12 protein-coding genes are annotated in these 18,685 nt (G+C 47.9%); all 12 read right to left on the reverse strand.

The genetic code is table 11. The features are described from left to right. Positions 1-33: 33 nt before the first annotated feature. Positions 34-1,485 (reverse strand): ABC transporter substrate-binding protein, encoded by a 1,452-nt coding sequence (locus DW642_RS09150; protein ID WP_117509974.1) that lies wholly within the window; start codon positions 1,483-1,485, stop codon positions 34-36. A 95-nt stretch (positions 1,486-1,580) separates the two neighbouring features. Next, on the reverse strand, positions 1,581-2,513 hold the full coding sequence (locus DW642_RS09155; protein WP_117509975.1) for a carbohydrate ABC transporter permease: 933 nt from the start codon (positions 2,511-2,513) through the stop codon (positions 1,581-1,583). Positions 2,514-2,525: 12 nt separating this feature from the next. Next, on the reverse strand, positions 2,526-3,413 hold the full coding sequence (locus DW642_RS09160; RefSeq protein WP_055265684.1) for an ABC transporter permease: 888 nt from the start codon (positions 3,411-3,413) through the stop codon (positions 2,526-2,528). 55 nt (positions 3,414-3,468) lie between these two features. Next, positions 3,469-4,524, reverse strand: coding sequence for a LacI family DNA-binding transcriptional regulator (locus DW642_RS09165; RefSeq protein WP_117509976.1), 1,056 nt, complete (start codon positions 4,522-4,524; stop codon positions 3,469-3,471). Positions 4,525-4,914: 390 nt separating this feature from the next. After that, positions 4,915-5,142 (reverse strand): hypothetical protein, encoded by a 228-nt coding sequence (locus tag DW642_RS09170; RefSeq protein WP_117509977.1) that lies wholly within the window; start codon positions 5,140-5,142, stop codon positions 4,915-4,917. Between the two features lie 475 nt (positions 5,143-5,617). Beyond that, positions 5,618-6,184, reverse strand: a complete 567-nt coding sequence (locus tag DW642_RS09175; protein ID WP_117509978.1) for a hypothetical protein — start codon at positions 6,182-6,184, stop codon at positions 5,618-5,620. A 118-nt stretch (positions 6,185-6,302) separates the two neighbouring features. After that, positions 6,303-7,004: an ATP-binding protein gene (locus tag DW642_RS09180; protein ID WP_117509979.1), complete on the reverse strand. Its 702-nt coding sequence runs from the start codon at positions 7,002-7,004 to the stop codon at positions 6,303-6,305. 107 nt (positions 7,005-7,111) lie between these two features. After that, positions 7,112-10,882 carry a helicase-exonuclease AddAB subunit AddA gene (addA, locus tag DW642_RS09185; protein ID WP_242991160.1) on the reverse strand — a complete coding sequence of 1,257 codons (3,771 nt, stop codon included), beginning with the start codon at positions 10,880-10,882 and terminating at the stop codon, positions 7,112-7,114. Continuing rightward, positions 10,879-14,445 carry a PD-(D/E)XK nuclease family protein gene (locus DW642_RS09190; RefSeq protein ID WP_117509980.1) on the reverse strand — a complete coding sequence of 1,189 codons (3,567 nt, stop codon included), beginning with the start codon at positions 14,443-14,445 and terminating at the stop codon, positions 10,879-10,881. The genes addA and DW642_RS09190 overlap by 4 nt, the downstream gene beginning before the upstream one ends. Positions 14,446-14,673: 228 nt before the next feature. Continuing rightward, positions 14,674-16,053 carry a citrate lyase holo-[acyl-carrier protein] synthase gene (citX, locus tag DW642_RS09195; RefSeq protein WP_117509981.1) on the reverse strand — a complete coding sequence of 460 codons (1,380 nt, stop codon included), beginning with the start codon at positions 16,051-16,053 and terminating at the stop codon, positions 14,674-14,676. Beyond that, positions 16,037-17,074, reverse strand: a complete 1,038-nt coding sequence (gene citC / locus DW642_RS09200) for a [citrate (pro-3S)-lyase] ligase (protein ID WP_117509982.1) — start codon at positions 17,072-17,074, stop codon at positions 16,037-16,039. The genes citX and citC overlap by 17 nt, the downstream gene beginning before the upstream one ends. 17 nt (positions 17,075-17,091) lie before the next feature. Continuing rightward, entirely contained in the window at positions 17,092-18,684 is a 1,593-nt protein-coding gene (gene citF, locus DW642_RS09205) for a citrate lyase subunit alpha (RefSeq protein ID WP_117509983.1), read from the reverse strand. Between the last annotated feature and the right edge of the window lies 1 nt (position 18,685).

The following is an 18,685-nucleotide window of genomic DNA, read 5'->3' on the forward strand; positions in this document are numbered from 1 at the left end:
TGTTGTAGTTCTTATAAAATTAATGTATCAGACTTATTTCTGTGCGTCAATCTGTTTCTGAGCTTCTTCGCGGATGGTCTCCCAGCCTGCGGTCTCAAGCTCTGCATCGATTGTTTTTACAAGCTCTCTCGGATCCTGTGCGCCGGTGAATAACTCAGAATAGTATTTCTCATATACGGCACGGCAGTTTGCAAGCTCTGTTTCGATGTTGGAGGTATCCAGGTTGAATCCAAGCATCTCAGACGGAGTTGCTTTCTCGTTCAGCTCTTCTACTTCATCCCACTGGTTGAAGTCAACATCGTCTGTCTGAGTTACGTTGAAGAAAGTACCCTGGGTATATCCGGCCATACCCCAGTCAGTGGTCAGGCGGTGTACCTTATTGTCATCGGTGTACTCGAAGTCTTTTCCTTCTGCTCCATAGTAGAACCAGTCACGTACTTTGGAATCCGTATTTACCAGGTTCAGAAGCTGAAGTGCTTTGTCCGGGTGCTTGCATCCGGAGTAAATACCATTGATGGAACCACGTACAGTTGTGTTGGAAACGACTGTGTTGCCATACTGTACTGCTGAACAATTGGCGATACCATTGTTCGGACCCCATGTTGTTTTTGCAGCGCCGCTCCATCCCTGTGCAACAAAGAACATTGCGTATTTGCTGGAATCATCTGCTGTCGGAGCGTCTCCGTTGATGATGCCCTCCTGATACATTTTACGAACGATATCCAGGTTGGAAAGGATTTCTTCGTCATCCAGCGGATTGACAACGGTCTTGCTGTCATCGCCGTATTTAACGCCGATTGCCGGAAGTCCGGAGCTTAAATCATCGTAGTTCAGGTTCAGCAGGAAGTTTGCACCATTTTTGGACATGAAGTACGGAGATCCGCCTTCGCCCTCTTTTACTGTCTTCAGAGCATCGTACAGAGTATTGAAATCTGTTACAGAATTTACATCAATGTTATATTTGTCTGCAATATCCTGATCCCATACAAAGTACTCGGAAAGGGAGCTGTCTTTGTAGGTCGGTACGCCGTAGATTTTTCCATTTACTTCTACTGCTTTCCAGTAATCTTCCGGAATCATGTCATACAGCTCGGAAGCGTTGTCTTTGAGCAGATCTGTAATGTCCATCAGTGCGCCGGTGTTCACCTCAGAAGAGTAACGGTTCTGGTCGGTGAACAGGATATCGAAATACTCGCCGGAGTTTGTGATAACGCTTCTTCTGTTATCCCAGTCACCCCACGGAACGATTTCCATGTCTACATTAACGCCGATTTTCTCCTCCAGATATGGGTTGATCTGTGCAAGCCACTCATCATAATCCTTCGGCATTCCGTTACCAACCTGAATCCATTTCAGTGTAACAACTTCATCTTTTGCATCACTCTTTGAAGAGCTGCTGCTTCCGTTGCTGCTTCCGCAGCCTGCCAGCATGCCACCGGCCATAACAGCAGAAAGTGCAAGAGCTAAAAACTGTTTCTTTTTCATTGTAGCATCCTCCTGATATAAAATATAGAATGTTGAAATTATCCTTAACCGAAGCCTTTTGCTTCAGTATGAGATCCATAAAGGTAAATGGTCGATCAGCCTTTTACCGCACCGACCGTCAGACCGGAAATGAAGTATTTCTGGAAGAACGGATAGCAGCATGCGATCGGGATGATGATGATGATTGCCATCGCCATACGGGCGCCCTCTTTTGGCATCGAGTTCATGTACTGTGCCGTGGTAACGCCAAGAGACGGGTTGTTTGCCATCACCTCAATATTTCTCTGTACGTGATCCAGCAGAGCCTGCAGGGAATACAGCTTGGTATCGCTGATGTACAGGGAAGACTGGAACCAGTCGTTCCAGTAACCGAAGGTGAGGAACAGGGCGATCGTTGCCATCAGCGGTTTCGACAGCGGCAGGGCGATCTTTCCGAAAATCTGGAACTGGGTTGCTCCGTCGATCTGTGCCGACTCAATGATGGATTCCGGAATGTTGGTCTTGAAGAACGTTTTACAGATAACAACGTTGAACGAAGAAACACAAAGCGGAAGGATCAGCGCCCAGATACTGTTTTTCAGGTTGAGGAACTGTGTGTTAACTACATAAGAAGAAATCATACCACCATTGAAGATCATTGGAATAAAAACGACCATGGTGAAGAATCCGTTCAGTTTGTAGGTGCTTCTGGAAAGAACGTAACCCATCAGCATCGTAAGGGCAACTCCGATTACCGTACCGATAACCGTTACCGCAACGGAAACGCCAAGTGCAGTCACAATCATCTGTCCTTCCCGAAGAAGGAATTTGTAGGAATCCAGCGAGTATGCACTCGGGATAAACTGGTAGCCATTCATCTTGATCGAATGCTCGGAAGAAATCGAGATCATGAAGATGAATACCACCGGGATAATGCAGGCCAGGGCAAGGATCACAAAAATAACATTGAAAATTGCATTTGTAGATCCCTGGATCTGATTTAAATGTGAAGAGGAAGCCAGATCAAGATCTTTTTTCTTTTTTGCCATTTTTGTACCTCCTTAAATAATCGCGCTGTCTTCATCAATCTTCTTCACAATGGCATTGGCAAGAAGGATGGTGATGCAGCATGCAACAGACTGGAAGAATGTTGCCGCAGAAGTCATTCCGATCGGAGTGGAAGACTGCAGTGCGTTGTATACATATGTGTCGATAGTTGCTGTCGTTTTGAAGATCGAACCGCTTGCTCCCTGAGAAAGCTGGAAGAACAGTCCGAAGTCGGAGTAGAAGACCTTTCCGACATTCAGGATGAACATCATGATGATGACACTCTTTAAGCAAGGCAGGGTAATGTGCCATACCTGCTGTCTCTTATTGGCGCCGTCCATAACGGCTGCCTCGTACAGTGTGGTATCAATACCGGAAATGCTGGACAGGTAGATAACCATGTTGTATCCGGTAGATTTCCACAGATACATGAAGATCAGGATAAATGGCCATACACCGGCACTCATGTACCACTGAATCGGTTCCTTGCCTGCATTTCTCATTATACTGTTGATCAGACCGTTGTCCTGGTTCAGGAATGCATCCAGGAAGTAGGAAGCTACAACCCATGACATGAAATATGGGAAGAACATCATCGTCTGATATACCTTCGACGCTCTTTTGTTGTGCAGCAGGCTGATCATGATAGCCAGTCCTACGGAAAATACCATACCAAGAACGATAAATGCAAGGTTATACAGGATTGTGTTTCTCAGGATGACGAACAGGTCGTTGGATCTGATCAGGAACGAAAAGTTTTTGAAGCCGGCCCAGTCACTGTGGAGCAGGTTATAAATGAAACTCTTTCCGCCGGTGATTTTGTAATTCTTGAACGCAATGATCAGACCGAACATAGGCAGGAAGCAGAACAGAATATACCAGATGGTGGTCGGCAGCGCCATGACGGTCAGCTCCGTGTCATTCTTGGTCCAGCGTCCTTTTTTCTTTTTGCTTGGTTTACTCAAGATTTTTTCCTCCTTCTCCCGATTGCTCGGGCTTATCACTTGATCCGTTTATCTTACAAACGGAATCCCGGTAAATAATCTTTCCGGGAATGCGGTATACCTCGCCGCTCTTTTTCTGCGGTTCATTCATATGTTTGATCATACGTTTTGCCGCAAGACGTGCAATCGCGTCGGTGTCAACCGCAACCGTGGTGAGCGACGGACTGCACAGTTGTGCATAAATGGAATCATCAAAACCGGTCACGGAAACATCCTCCGGTACGCAGATTCCACGCTCTTTTAATGCCTGCACTAATTTGAATGCGGTGGCATCGCAGTTACAGACAAATGCGGTGGGCAGCTTCTCCGGCAGCAAAAGCGGAATGGCAATGCCTTCATCGCTTCGGTCCGGGATTCTCCACTCATTTTTCGGGGAAATTCCCTCCTCCAGCATTCTCCGCAGATATCCGAGATATCGGTCGGAAATACTGGTTGTACTTCCTACGGTTCCGACAAATCCGATGTCTGTGTGGCCCTGCTGGATCAGGTAATTGGTCAGCTCATAGGAGCTGTAAATATTCTCGGTGATGACGGAATCGGATTTGTGGGTTTGATCGTAGATGTCCACATACACCTTCGGGAGATCAATCTGTGCAATCTGCTCCCGGACACCCTTATCGAGAATACCAAGAAAGATCAGGCCGTCGAACAGCCCTCTGGTCTGTATCGTGTTCATGTCCGACGGGAGTGTTGCTGTTGTCGGAGAAATCATGATACTCGAGCAGGATGCTCTCTGCAGCTCGTAGATGATCCGCTCGTACATTGCCATATAAAATTTTCCTTCGTCTCCGGAGCTGAACCGCGGACTCATGATGATACCGACTTTTTTGCTCTTCCGTTTTCCGTAGTCCGGAAGGACATAACCGGATTCTCTCGCAAGCGTAAAAATCTTTTCTTTCAGTTCTTCTCCCACGCCGTCTTTTCCGTTCAGCGCCTTGGAAACTGTTACTTTACTGATGCCCAGCTTATCTGCCAGATCCTGCATGGATACTGATTTTCTCTCTGCCATGTTACCAACAGCCCCTCTATTTGTTTCTTAACTTGTTTTTATATGTTAACATCCTTTAGAAAGATTGTCAATAGCCTTTTCGTTATTTTGTATATTAAAATTCTTATTTTCCAGTCCTAATTTGTATAGATCGAGGAGTATTCTTCTGTTTCTTTTGATTTTTTAGACAGAAAATCTGTGTTCTTGTGTTAAGTCACATAACATCTTAATATTAACGCAGTACTTTTTCGCCTGTTTTCATTTTTAACGAAAAAGCAGCGGAAAGTCTGACTTTTTCGTCTAATTGTCATACTCCCCGCTGTCTTTTTTCATCTTCTGCTGTTTTTCATACTACCGCCAGACAGCCATGGCCTCATTGCCTGACACCGCCGTAAAACCGCGGAACAATGATTACCCGCAAATAAAGGTAACCACACCCTTGTCATTATCTGACAGGCTTTCCATATCTTTCTCTGCGGTTCCCTGCTCCACAATCTCAACTCCATAGCGGAATTCACTGAATCCGGACAGGTCCATCTTGAAGTTTGTTTCCCATGTGTTATTCATAATCCAGCTGTAAACCGGCCGTTTATTATTCTCCTCTTTGTTATCGCACAGAAGGATTGGGTGGGATTCCATCTCCCCCATGTAAAGTAACGGTGTGTCAAAAGTATTAACCAGAATCGTCTGATCTTTTGTCCGGTAACGCGGTAAGAAAACTCAATTTTCGGAAGGTGCCGGTACATTTTCATCACAACACTGCTGTGATACGTTCCCTTCAGTGTAAAGATCAGTTCTACTTTGATAAACACCGGTCCGTGATCCAGAATTTTCACATTCGTAAGGTCACCCTGATACTGCTCTGCGTGAAGTCCGCGGATATTTCTTCTGATCAGACGGCGCTCCTCATAAACGCCTTTTCGGATCGTACGTGTTCACAATATCACGTACCGCTCTGCGCCTACCCAGGCAGTTCTGGTGAACAGGGTCCTGTTTTGCAAAACTTTGTGAAAACGCGATAATACGTTTTATGCACTTGGCGCAGAACGCAAAAAATCCCCTGTTTCCGGGGTTTTTTATACACTCCGGACAGAGGATTTTTCTTATTTTCTACTTATTTCAATACATTTTCCAATTTAACAAAAAGGGTATTCATCTCCTGCACCACACTCTGCAGACTCTTTTCCCCGACATAGTTTCCAATCGCAAACAATGCCTTATACAAAAAATTAACCGCCCCCTGCAATTCTTCGTTTTGCTCTTTTGTTTCTTTCCGAAGCTGCTGCAGTTTTTCTGCCATCGGAAACAATTCCGCAAGAATCTGCTCTTTTCGTGCCCGGTCCGACGGTTCATCTGTCTCCATTTCTTCGAGATCATAGTTATCTGTTCTGCCGCATTTTCCCTTGCACACTGCGCAATCCGGATTCAGACGGTTCTTTTCTGCCTCCACGCGTACAATCCAGGATTTCCCCTCTTCTTCCCTCAGCTCTTTTTCCGGATTTGCCGCACAAATTCCGCCAAGCAGAATCTCATGCGTGGCTTTGTCCGGGCGGTGACCATTGCTGTCACCGCTGGAAAACTCCTGCGATTCACCTTTTGCTGCTTCTCCTCTTCCATCTACCGACCGGGCCAGACCGATCAGCGCACCAAGAAGCTCCTCTTGTATCTTCGTCATACTCATTTTTCTAATACCTCTTACCGAGCTTTTCATTTTTTTCGTCTTACATATTCCACAAAGCAGAATGTACCAATTGTAAAATAACTTTTAAGGGCACACGCTAATTACTATATCTGATTTTCTACAAAATTTCCCCCTCCGTAGAAATCACCACGGTTTTCACCGGAATCTTCTTTCCACTCTCTTTCAGCGCCATCTTCACGGCACGCTCCATTCCTGCGCAGCACGGAACCTCCATGCGTGCAACCGTGATACTCTTAATATCATTCCTCATGAAAATCCGCGCAAGTTTCTCGGAATAATCGATATCGTCAAGTTTTGTACAGCCTACGAGAACGACATGATCCCGAATAAAATCCTGGTGGAAGTTTCCATACGCATACGCTGTACAATCCGCCGCAACGAGAAGGTCTGCTCCTGCAAACATCGAAGCCCGCTCCTGCACCAGCTTGATCTGCACCGGCCACTGGCGGAGCCGGGACGGAACTGCTGCAGAATTTTCCTGCGCATCTGCACGGTCAATCGCCCAGCTGTTTTCACCTGCTTTTCCTGCTCCGGTATTCTCCTGCCCGGCCGCCTCTTTTGCCTTCCGCTGGTTCTCTTTTACCGCCTCCTCATCGTACGGCAGCGCCTCCCGCTCCACAAACGAAATCGCATCTGCCGGACAGACCGGCAGGCAGTCACCGAATCCGTCGCAGTAGTCATCCCGGATCAGCTTTGCCTTCCCGTCAACCATCGCAATCGCACTTTCATGACAGGCATGCGCACAAAGCCCGCATCCTGTACATCTGTCTTCCTCTATCTGAACAATTTTTCGAATCATCACTGAATCTCCTTTTTTCTCTTTGTTTCTCAATACCTGTTTGTTTCTCAACCATGATATCATACTTTATCCCTGTTTTGACAGTTGTTTTTTCTAGTAGTTTTTTCCTACAATACCAACTCTTCATCCAGTGCCAGCGAATAAATAATTTTCTCTTTCACTTTCTTCCCTGTCGTCCGCTCCAGTGCCTGCTGGTAGTAGGCGAGCTGTTTTTCATACCGCTTTTTCAGCTCCCCGGCTTCTTTCACACGGTCCGTTTTGTAGTCCACAAGAACAATCTCATCCCCCTCCGGGAACCATGCGTCAATGATTCCCTGCACGAGAATGGTTTCATCTTCCGGATAGGACGGATCTGCCTCACTTGCCGGAACGGACATCACAAACGGCTGCTCCCGTTTCAGGGTTTCATTCAAAAAGGCATTCCGCATCCGCATTCCAACCGGACTTTTTGCGAAAGCGAGGATCGATTTGAAATAAATGCATTCCGCTGCTTCTTTCGTCATCTTTCCTTCTGCAATCAATTCCTCCGTCTGTGCCATCAGCTCTGTGATGCTGTACGCTCTGCGGTAATCGAGACATTCCAGCAGGCGGTGGTACGCCGTTCCGCGGTCAGAGCCCGTCAGAGCCGCAACATGATCCTTTTTCAGAAAGCCCGGCACAATTGGTACGAGTTCTTCCTGCGCGAACAGCTCTTTTCCGATCTCGGATTCCTCCATCCCGGCCTTCTTCAGCTGCGAAACGGTAACTTTTACCGGAATCTGTTTTTCCTTCTCATACGGATACTGGTAGGCAAACCGCTCCTCCACAAGTTCCTTCAGCGCCGTTTCTCTCGGCGGCTGCTTCGGAATTTCCATGATTTTCTGCTCATTCACCGCGCGCTCCATCTGATGCAGCACCTCTCCCTCAACAAGTCCTGCCGGTGATACAAGGCGGATCGTTACCGGAATTTTCTCCGCATACAGCGGATTGTCCGCATTCCCTGCCAGACCGAATTGTTCATACAGCCCGTCAAAACACCGGTTTCTCGAAAATGCCGGCAAAATCCAGTCGAGATACCCGGATACACTGCTCAATGTCTGATATGACAGCAGCTCCTCCTGCCGCCCCGCATGTGCCGCGCACTGCTTCACGCGGCTCTCCAGCTTCGACGCCATGCCCGTCATAATCAGCTTCTCCTTCGGGCGCGTCATGGCAACGTAAAGCACCCGCAGCTCCTCCGCCAGATTTTCCAGCTTCATGCTCTGCCGGATGATCTGCCGCGGCAGTGTCGCCTGACGGACGCGGTGCTCCGGATCGATCGCATCCGCGCCGATACCCATGCGGGAATGGAGTACAAGCGCCGCACGGCTGTCCATCTGGTTAAACGATTTGCCCATGCCCGAGAGGAACACAACCGGGAATTCCAGTCCTTTACTCTTGTGAATACTCATGATACGCACCGTGTCTGCGCTCTCCCCGTAAATATTCACCTCGCCGAAATCGACTTCATACTTCTGAAGCTGCTCGATATAACGGATAAAGTTGAACAGTCCACGGTAACTCGTCGCCTCAAATTCCACCGCCTTTTCCACCAGCATCTCCAGATTTGCCCGCCGCTGCACACCACCCGGCATTGCAGATGCATAGCCGCCGTAGCCCGTCTCCTCGAGAATCTGTGTGATCAGCTCATGGATCGGCGTATACGGCACGCGGCTTCGCAGCGTTTCGAGCTGTGCAAGGAACCTCCTCAGCTTCTCCCGGAGTGCTTCATCATCCCCCATCGCCGCATATTTTCCACATGCCTCGTAAATTTTCACATCTTTATCCACACAACGCACCGCCGCAAGCTCCGTGTCTGTGCATCCGCAGATGGGGGAACGCAGAATGGCCGTAAATGGAATCTCCTGACATGGATTATCACACAGGTGCAGATAATTCAGCACCGTAACAATTTCCTGCGTGGAAAAGTACCCTGTTTTTGATGTACTGTAAGCCGGAATTCCAGCCGCCTGGAGCACACGCGAAAACGTCTCCGACCAGCCGCTGACCGCACGGAGTAAAATGACGATATCCCGGTACTGGATTTTCCGGTATTCCCCGGTCTCCTTATCCACAACTTCCTCATTTCCAACCATTTCCCGGATGCGCGCCGCAACGGCAGCCGCCTCCGTTTCCATCTTCGTCTCGCGGGATTTATCATCTTCCAGCTCCGGCGCCTGGTCGTCCAGCAGCAGAAGCTCCGTTTCGTATGCCCTCTGCCACGGATCCATATTTCCTTCTTCTTTTTTCGGGAACACCGCACCCGCATGAAGGCTCGCCGCCTCATCATACGCAATGCCGCCAAGCTCCGGACTCATGAGCTTACGGAACACATAGTTCGCCCCTGCAAGCACCTCCGGCCGGCTTCGAAAGTTTTTATCGAGATCAATCCTCTGCTGGCTTTCTCCGTCTTTTTGATACGTGCGATATTTTTCCAGAAACAGCTCCGGCCGCGCCAGACGAAATCCGTAGATACTCTGCTTGATATCGCCGACCATAAACCGGTTCCACCTGCCGTCCTCCTCACCGGACACCGCAGAGAGCAGTGCCTCCTGGATAAAGTTGCTGTCCTGGTACTCATCGATCATAATTTCCCGGAATTGCTCCGACAGCTCCCGCGCCGCATCGGTCCGCACCAGGCAGCCGTCTTTTTGCTGCACGAGAATTTCAAGCGCAAAGTGTTCCAGATCGGCATAATCAAGAATATTTTTGCTCCGTTTTTTCTCCGCAAACGCTTTTGCAAACTGCTCCGTCAGATCAATCAGCACCCCGATGGGCTCCCGGCAGTCGGCAATCTCCTCCGCAATCGCAGCGCTGTCCTTCTCAAAGAACTGCTCTTTTAACTTCTGCAGCTCCTTTTTACATGCATCGCGCTCCGCCTTTACCTGATCTTTCAGCGTTTCACTCACATCGTCTGCCTTTTTCCGCGAAAGTGCTTTAAACTTCATTCCGGCCATCGCGCGCACCAGTTCATCAAACGATTCTGTTTCCAGCAGTTCTTCCACCATCTGCTGGTCAGAAGCCAGCGCCTCATCATATAAATACGGTCCTCCAGAGCTTACTGCTGTTTTCCGGTTTTCCTGAATCCCTTCCAGAATACTCGAGAGCCGCTTTTTCGCCTCGCTCATCAGCTCCTGTACCCAGATACTCTCCTGCACTGCTTCCGGTGAATCCATCTGGTACGCCGCCCGGCACTCTTCGAGCCACTGCTCCGGCCATGGATAGCTCATGGAAAACTCATACAGTTTCAGCACAAGTGCATCGAGCCCGTCATCCTGCTTTCCCGCCGCGTAGCTCTCCACAAACCGTGTAAATGCAGACTCCTTTTCCGTAAAGCGTTCTTCCATGACCTTCTGGATCACATCGCTTTTCATCAGACGGATCTCCCCTTCATCCGCCATGCGGTACACCGGATCGAGATCGATCATCTGAAAGTAATTTTTTATCACATAGGAACAGAAACCGTGAATTGTGCTGATCTGCGCATGGTGAAGCAGGGTCTGCTGCCGCTGTAAATGCTCATTTTCCGGGTTTTCCGCAAGGCTCTGCTGCAGAGCGCGGCCGATTCTCTCTTTCATTTCTCCTGCCGCCGCACGCGTAAAGGTTACGACGAGAAGCTGGTCAATGTCGATTGGATGCACAGGGTCTTTCACCATTGCAAGGATCCGCTCTACCAGAACCGCCGTCTTTCCGGAACCCGCCGCCGCGCTGACCAGAAGATTCCGGTCTCTCGCATCAATGACTTTCTGCTGTTCCGCTGTCCATTTTACTGCCATGTTCTTTCCCTCTTCTTTCTGGCTGATTTTCTTTCCCTCACTTGGAAAAAATGCACCATATTTCACTTTTTCAAAAGCAGTCACTCTTTTTGATCTCTTTGTGCTGTCTCCTGCATTACCTTCATCAGCAGTTCTGTATCCATGCCCTTTAATTTACGGTATTCATATCCCTGAATTTTCTGATCGAATCCGCAGATTCCCTGATATTCGCAATATGCGCATGCCGTTGCTCCATCCCGCTGAAACGGCGAAATTTTTACATTTCCCGAGAAAATGCCCTCGCCGATCTCACGTACCTTCTTTCTGGTGTATGTCCGAATCACATTAAACTGCTCCGACGATGCCACTTTCGAATAGCCCGTGTAGCTTCCATCCTTCTTCTTTCCAACCGGAATCACATCCGACGTCGTTCCATCCGCGAGTACTCGGTCGAGAAGCTCCACCACCTTCCGATCTGCATTTACAAGGCCATCCATCCGCAGTGCTTTCAGCATCCGTCTGCCCCACGCCTCATCGGTCTCATCTTCTTCTTGGTCGAGGATCGGATCATCAATATGATAATAAAATACCCCCGCAGGCTCCACCAGCTTACCTGGATGCTTTTTCTGCTCCAGCTCCACCGCCGCATCCAGATAAACCGCCAGCTGCAGCTGTAACCCATAATAGAGCGCCACCAGGTCAAGCGATGTATTTCCCGTCTTGTAATCGATAATTTTCACATAGACCTTATCGTCCGTCTCACAGAGATCCACGCGGTCAATCCGTCCGCGCAGGCGCATCTTCTCATGCTCCGACAGATCAATATTAATCGCCGACAAGGAGTCCTCCATGGAGAACGAAACCTCAAATTCACCCGGCTCAAATTCTCCCTGCCGAATCTGCTGCTGCAGCGCCCACACCGTCCGTTTCAGAATCCGCTTTACGCGGATGATGCGATACTGATTCCGGCTTGAGCTCTGGAAAATCGTGTTTCCGTAATCTGCCATCGTCTCCTCGACGCACTCCTCGATCAGGCGGTCACGGGTATCATCCCCGACAGTCTTCCATGTCTCGCCATTTTCCTGCAGTTTTTTTGAAAACTTTTCGAGTGCTTCATGCATAACCGTTCCCATATCGGCCGCTTTCAGCTCATACTGATCCCGCTCGCGGATCTGAAGTCCGAACTCCATAAAGTGGGCAAACGCACATGCCGCATACTTTTCCAGCCGTGTCGCACTGTTTTTCAAAGTGTCCCCGTACAGCGCCGATGCCGCACTCCTTCCGATCACACCGTCCGCACAGCGCAGAAAAGCCGCTTTCCGATATGTCTCCGCCGGAATCCCCGCCTCCGGATGTGCCGCATACCAGCGGTAAAGCTCTTCAAACAGCGGATTCATCTCGCCCTCTGCCGCCTTTCCAAGCTCCTCCAGAAACAGTGCCTCCCCGGAACGCGGCATTTCCAGTTTTTCCTCCGGATTTTCCTCTTTTTCGATATCCCGCACCGGGATCTCCGGGAAGAGTTTTCGGATTTCGTTAATCAGATACGACGGATTCTGCGCCTCGCCGGACGCGCCCGCTTTCGCAAAGGAAAGGTACAGCCGCTCCGATGGTTTTGTCAGATTTCGGTAGAGATGGAATTTCTGCTGATACATCGTCTCCCGCGCCGTCGGGGAGAGTTTTGCATCCGCGCGCTCCAGCTCCTCGCGGTCATACTCCGAAAGAATACCGCCTCCCGCGTCGTGACGCGGAATCAGCCCGTCGTTCACACCGACGAAAAACAACACACGGATATCCTTCAGACGTGATCTCTCATTGTCACCGATCAGTACCTGGTCCGCGGTCGGCGGAATAATGCCAACAGAAGCCTCTGCAAAGCCAGCCTCCAGAATCTCCTGATACTCTGCCAACGTCATTTTTTCATCGCCCAGCACCTCGACAATCTTATCCAGAAGCTCCATGACAATACCGTAAATCTGGCTGTATTCTTTTGCAAATGCCTCCTGTCCCCGCTCTTCAAACTGCTGCCGCCGCTCCTCAAGTTTTTCCTGCATCTGATTCTGCACCGCCAGTGCGTACAGTGCCTCCGTCCGCTCCCGCACCGTGGCGTCTTTTTTCTTCATCTGTTCTGCAAACGGCTGCACTTCGGCATAGAATTTTTCCCGTAGGAGATTGCGCTGCGGCACTTCATCCGGTTTGATGCCGCGGTATCCCCGCGTCCACGTCTCCCCATACGCTTTCAGCCCGCGGATGCCAAGTGCCAGAACATAGTTTTCCATCGCATCTGTCTCCTCGCGGCTCAGACTCGAAAGGCCGCAGCGCAGATAACGGAAGACGCTCTCGTAGGAAAAGCTCTGTACCACCATCTCGATCGCCGCGCGCAGAAATTCCACGAACGGATTCATCAGCACAGAATGCTTTTCGTCCACAAAGTACGGAATGCCGCATTTTTCAAAAATTTCCCGCGCATATGTGCCATAAATGGAAAGATCTCCGGTCAGAACGGCAAAATCCTGGTACCGCATCTTCTCCTCACGCACCATGCGGCGGATCAGGCGCACCGTTTCCTCGAGCTCCGCACGTGGAGATGGCGCTACACTAATGTAAATACCCTGCTGTTTCAGATTTTGTCCGGACTCCAAATGCTCCTTTTTCGTTTTCTGTGCATTTTCCAGCGTGCTTGGCCCAATTTCTTTTTTGTTCTTTCCATTTGTTCCTGCCCCTGCTTTTGACTCTGCTCTTTTTCCTGCCTCTGTTCCGACAATCCTTCTTATTCCATATCGAAACAGGTTCTGTTCCAACTGATCCATCATGCTTCCCGACTGAAAACGGCCATATCCCGAGCGTCTGACCCAGATTTCCGGCTCCACTGGGCACCCTGCTTCGTCTGCCGCTTTCATAAGCTGTTGAATCAGCTGGCGGCTCATCGCAAAGAGCTGGTGCGGGATTGCCTTTTTATACGGATCCTCCCGCTCATCCATAATAATCGTCACATAGACCTTTTCACAAAGCCGGAACAGTTTTCCAAGCACACCGATCTGTACTGGCGTAAATCCGGTAAATCCGTCCACCAGTACCTCACTGTTTCGAATGAGTGATGCTTCTTCCAGCTTTCCCGCCAGAACCTCCAGCACATCCTCCGCCGTCACGTAGCGATTTTCCAGATATTCTTCAAATGCACGGTAGATTACCCCGGTGTCTTTCAGCTTTGCTGCCAGCAGCTTTTTCTCTCCCGTCTCCTCCGCCCACGTATCAAGCTCGGACGGCGCAATCTGATACTGCTTCAGCTCGGAAATCAACGATTTCATCTGCGAAACTGCGCCGGTTCTCTTTAACGTACTTCCAAGAATCGTCAGCTCCTTTTTCTTCTCCTGTGCAACGCGTTTTACCACAAGACTCTTTCCCGTTTCTTCGAGCACCGGGTACAGACTGCCTCCGGTCTCCTCAAAAATACGGTAAGCCAGACGCTGGAAGCTCAAAATATCAACATTTAAAATACCGCCCGCCGGATGCAGTGACACAAGCTCTTTCTGCGTCTGCATTGTAAACTGCTCCGGCACAATGATCAGATAAGTTTTCTCCGGGTGGCGCATCGCTTCCGCCAGAATTTTCTGATACGCATATCTCGACTTTCCAGCTCCCGAATTTCCCATAATAAACTGCAGACTCATGTTTCGCTCCTCCTGTTCTGATCCACTTCTGCCAAAAAAATAAACATAGCTACAGTATAGCAGACTCCTTTTTTTGATGCAATCAACCTTCAGGCAAACAGTAACCATTTTCTTCCGACAATACTGCCGTATATTTCCAACGTAAACGGCCGCTCTTAACAGCTGAAAATATTCAGCATTAAGAGCGACCGTACATTTTAAGATCAATGACAGCGTCATATATTTTTATTATGTTATACTTTTCAAACGTTCCATCAAGGTTTCCATGCGGCACAAAAAAATCGTTGCCGCAAGTAAATCCGCAGCTCCTCCCGGACTCATATTTTTCCGGATACAAATCTGATTCAGTTCTCGCACTTTTTGCAAACCCTCCGCGCAAAAAGCACCACCTGTCTTAAGAATTGCCCTTGCTTCTGTTTGCAGCCATCGCATTTCTTTCTCACTGGTTCTGCTGATGACATTTGTGTCCGTAAGCTCTCCTATAATCTCAAGAAGAATCTGTACATTGATCTGATTTTGATCCCTGTTATTTGCTATATACTGCTTCATATGAGGAACCGTACGTTCACACAGAATCGGATATCCGCTCATCGCCAGTCCCCGGACTCCTTTCTCGCCCAGATGGCAGTAAATTTTTTCTCCATGCGTGATCCCCGAGCTTTGTTTTAATTTTCTCAGATCCTGTTCCAACTCTTTTTTTGTCATTTCCAGACTGATCCGGCAAACATCCTCCGATTCGATTGTTCCGAAATTTCTCAGGGAAATTCCGGCCGCTGCTGCAAGAATGCCAATCGTAAAAATGATTCCTTTGTGCGTATTGACTCCTCCGGTTGCAGCAAACATTTTTTCTTCCGTCTTTTTTCCTCTTTCTCTGAGAAGGGGAAACAATGTCTCCGGAGCTGCCTCCCAGGAATACCCGGCTACAAACATTGCCGCCAGATCTTCGGCGATCGCCTCTGTACTCTTTTGAAATGTCTGACAGTTCATATCTGTATGCGCACCGGTATCCTCCCGGTCTACTAAGCCTGGTTTTGGTGTTGTATACACTTCCTCCATCAGTGCCTGACTGATCTCAGCAGCTACGCCTCTTTGCAGCTGTTCTTCCCATATGATACCATAGATCTTTTTTCTCAATTCTTCGATCGAATGTTTTCTGCTTCTGCCACACTGGCAGGCCGGGTTGTTGCATAACAGACATTTTCTTTCCGGAAATCCAAGATCCTTTCTGCTGATTTTCGTATTTTCTTTTTCCAATACATCAATATCATACAGTCTCCCGATCTTCGTCTCTTCCAAAGCAATCATAAGCTTTTTCACCTGGCAGCCGTCTGCTTTCACAACCAAATATCCTTCATATCCGGTTATGTTTTCTTGTACCAGCCGGGCTTCCGTCGAAATTTTTTCCATTTCCAGCTTATTCTGTATTTTTTCCATTCCTTCATAAAAGACCTTTTCGAAAAGTTCATTTACCTTTTCCGGACCCGGAATATTGAGCATAAAGCAGATTAAAGTACCCGGATATTTTTCAAAAAGCTCTTTCTGCGTTGCCACCCTTTTTTCTCGGCTCCACAATACCTGCTCTAAGGAAACCTTATTTTCCGTTTTCATTCTTTTTCCTTTCCAGATAGCGCCAGGTACTTTCCGGAAGCATTCCGCAGACGCTTTTTAATTGATTTTCCGCATATTTTTTTCTAACCTCAGATGCACTGATGATCTGGTCTCCATATGTTTTTCTGGGAATTTCATGAAAGCGGATCTGATAGCACGGTAGCTGCTCCCGTAAGCACTGGTTATAGGTATGTGTCACATCGCAGACCGGTTCACTGCCTACATAGCGATCCGTAATTTTAAGTTCCGGTGCAATACGCTCTCCAAATAACTGAATATCCAACTGACAATTCATCTCATACGCTTTCGCTTTTTCTTTGATAAAATATGTCGGAAACACAGCCGGCGAAATCATGTATTCTGAGGTCTGGTGAAGAATCACATTTGGAATTTCCTGTATTCCTTCTCTTACCAACTGATACCGTTCTCTCGTTGTCAGAAAGCTCTGTTCTTCTGAGAGGATAAAAATATGCAGCCATTTGTTTTTTTTTGCCGCCTCCCGGATCAGGTATTCATGTCCTCTGGTAAAGGGATTACAATTCATAACCACTGCCCCAATACCGTTTTCATGCCTGTTTTCCACTTTGCACTTCTGTTGTTCCTGTGTTTCTTTTTTTAATCGTTTCAGGAATTTTTCCAGTCCGTTTTTGTCATTTTCCAGAAGAAGAATTTTTTCTGTCTGTGTCACCGGATACATTCCCATACTGCAAAACAGTTCTTTGTTCTGAGGCTTGGTAAATCCAAAAAAATGAGAAATTCCCATTCCATAAAAATATTCAATCAGAGATGTCATAAGATGTGCCAGCAGATTCTGTCCTTGATACTCTTCTGATACCGCAACACATTTTATGATATTTTTCTGGCAGGAAGCAGTTGCTATGATTTCTTTCTCTTTTCGCAATACAATGGAATGCGTAATCTGCTCATCATAAGTAAGTCCCATGTATTCCAGAAATTTTTTGAGTTCCTCTTTCTTTTTCCCGGTAAAAGGATCCCCTGTTTCTTCCATATAGTCCCCCACTGCCTGCCCTCCTTCTCTTATTTATGTACTGACTCCGGGAGTACCTTCTTTTCCTCTTTAAATTGGAATGGTTTAATCTGACGAACTACATCCATGATGGTTCCGTCTCTGCTTTCAATAATTCCTACAATACGTTCGCCAAATTCTACTTTCTCCGGTTCTCCTGCAATCCGGTAAGCCAAATCCCGAAGTTCTTCTATCGTTTTCAGCGGAAGTCCACTGTTTTTTACCGCTTCCAGCAGATCTTTTCGCAGTGGATTAACTGCAACTCCATATTCCGTGATGACTACATCTACAGATTCTCCCGGTGTTGTCACTGTTGTTACTTCCGTACAGATTGCCGGAATTCTTCCTTGCAATAATGGAGTCAGTACAATGGTGCATTTTGCGCCTGCCGCCGTATCCGGATGACCTCCCTGCGCGCCTGTTATAACGCCATCGGAACCTACTACAACATTGCAATTGAAATTTACATCAACTTCCAATGCTGCCAGAATCACAAAATCCAGTTTGTTGACTACTGCGCCCTTGTTAAAAGGATCTGCATATTCACCGGCACTGATTCTGAAATGCCTGATATCTTTTACTGATTCTACCGCATCCAGATCAAAATCCTGCGTATCCAGAAGTACATCAACCTGATTGTTATCCAGAAGATCACACATCGGTTTCGTCAATCCTCCGACGCCGAAACGCATACGGATTCCACGTTCCTTCATGATTTTTGCCAACGAAATGGTGGAAGCGATAGATGCGCCTCCCACACCGGTCTGATAAGAAAATCCATCTTTAAAGTACGGGGTAGAAGTGACAAATCGTGTACAGTAATCCGCCATCATCAGTTTTCTCATATCTTTCGTCGGTTTCGCTGCACCTGTTGCAATTTTCTTGGGATCTCCGATTGCATCTACCACTACTACATAATCTACCTTTGTCATGGAAATATGTGCCGGAAAATTAGGAAACGGCACCAGACAGTCCGTAATTGCTACGACCCGGTCCGCATAATCAGCATCTACCATCGCATAGGACAATACTCCGCAATCTGCTTTTCCACCGATACCACGACAGTTTCCATAATCATCACAAGTCGGTGCTCCGATAAATGCAATATCCAGGTGTACTTCCCCTGTTTCGATTGCCCGAACTCTGCCGCCGTGGGAGCGCATCACTGCAAGCCCTTTCAGTTTTCCCTCAGAAATCGCTTTTCCAATCTCACCGCGCACACCAGAAGACTGGATTCCTGTAATCGTTCCATCTTCCATGTACGGTACCAGTCCTGCATGCGCTTTCCCCAGAGAACTGGCACAAATGGTAATATTTTTAATACCCATTTTATGGATTTCTTCCATCACCATATTTACAACCAGATCACCATCCCGGAAATGATGATGAAATCCAATTGTCATGCCATCCCGGATTTCACATTTCACCAGTGCCTCATGAATTGTTTTCACCAATTTGCTGCCATCGGAATTCACCACGCAGCGGGTTTTCGGACCATCTTTCTGATATTCATAACCATCATAATAATGCACTCCGTGAAATACTTCTTTTCCTGTTGCCTTCAATATTTCCTCGGGAATTTCTCTCCCTACTGCATTTTTCATC

The sequence above is a fragment of the Blautia sp. AM23-13AC genome, from assembly GCF_003435675.1.
GTDB classification, from domain to species: domain Bacteria; phylum Bacillota; class Clostridia; order Lachnospirales; family Lachnospiraceae; genus Fusicatenibacter; species Fusicatenibacter saccharivorans.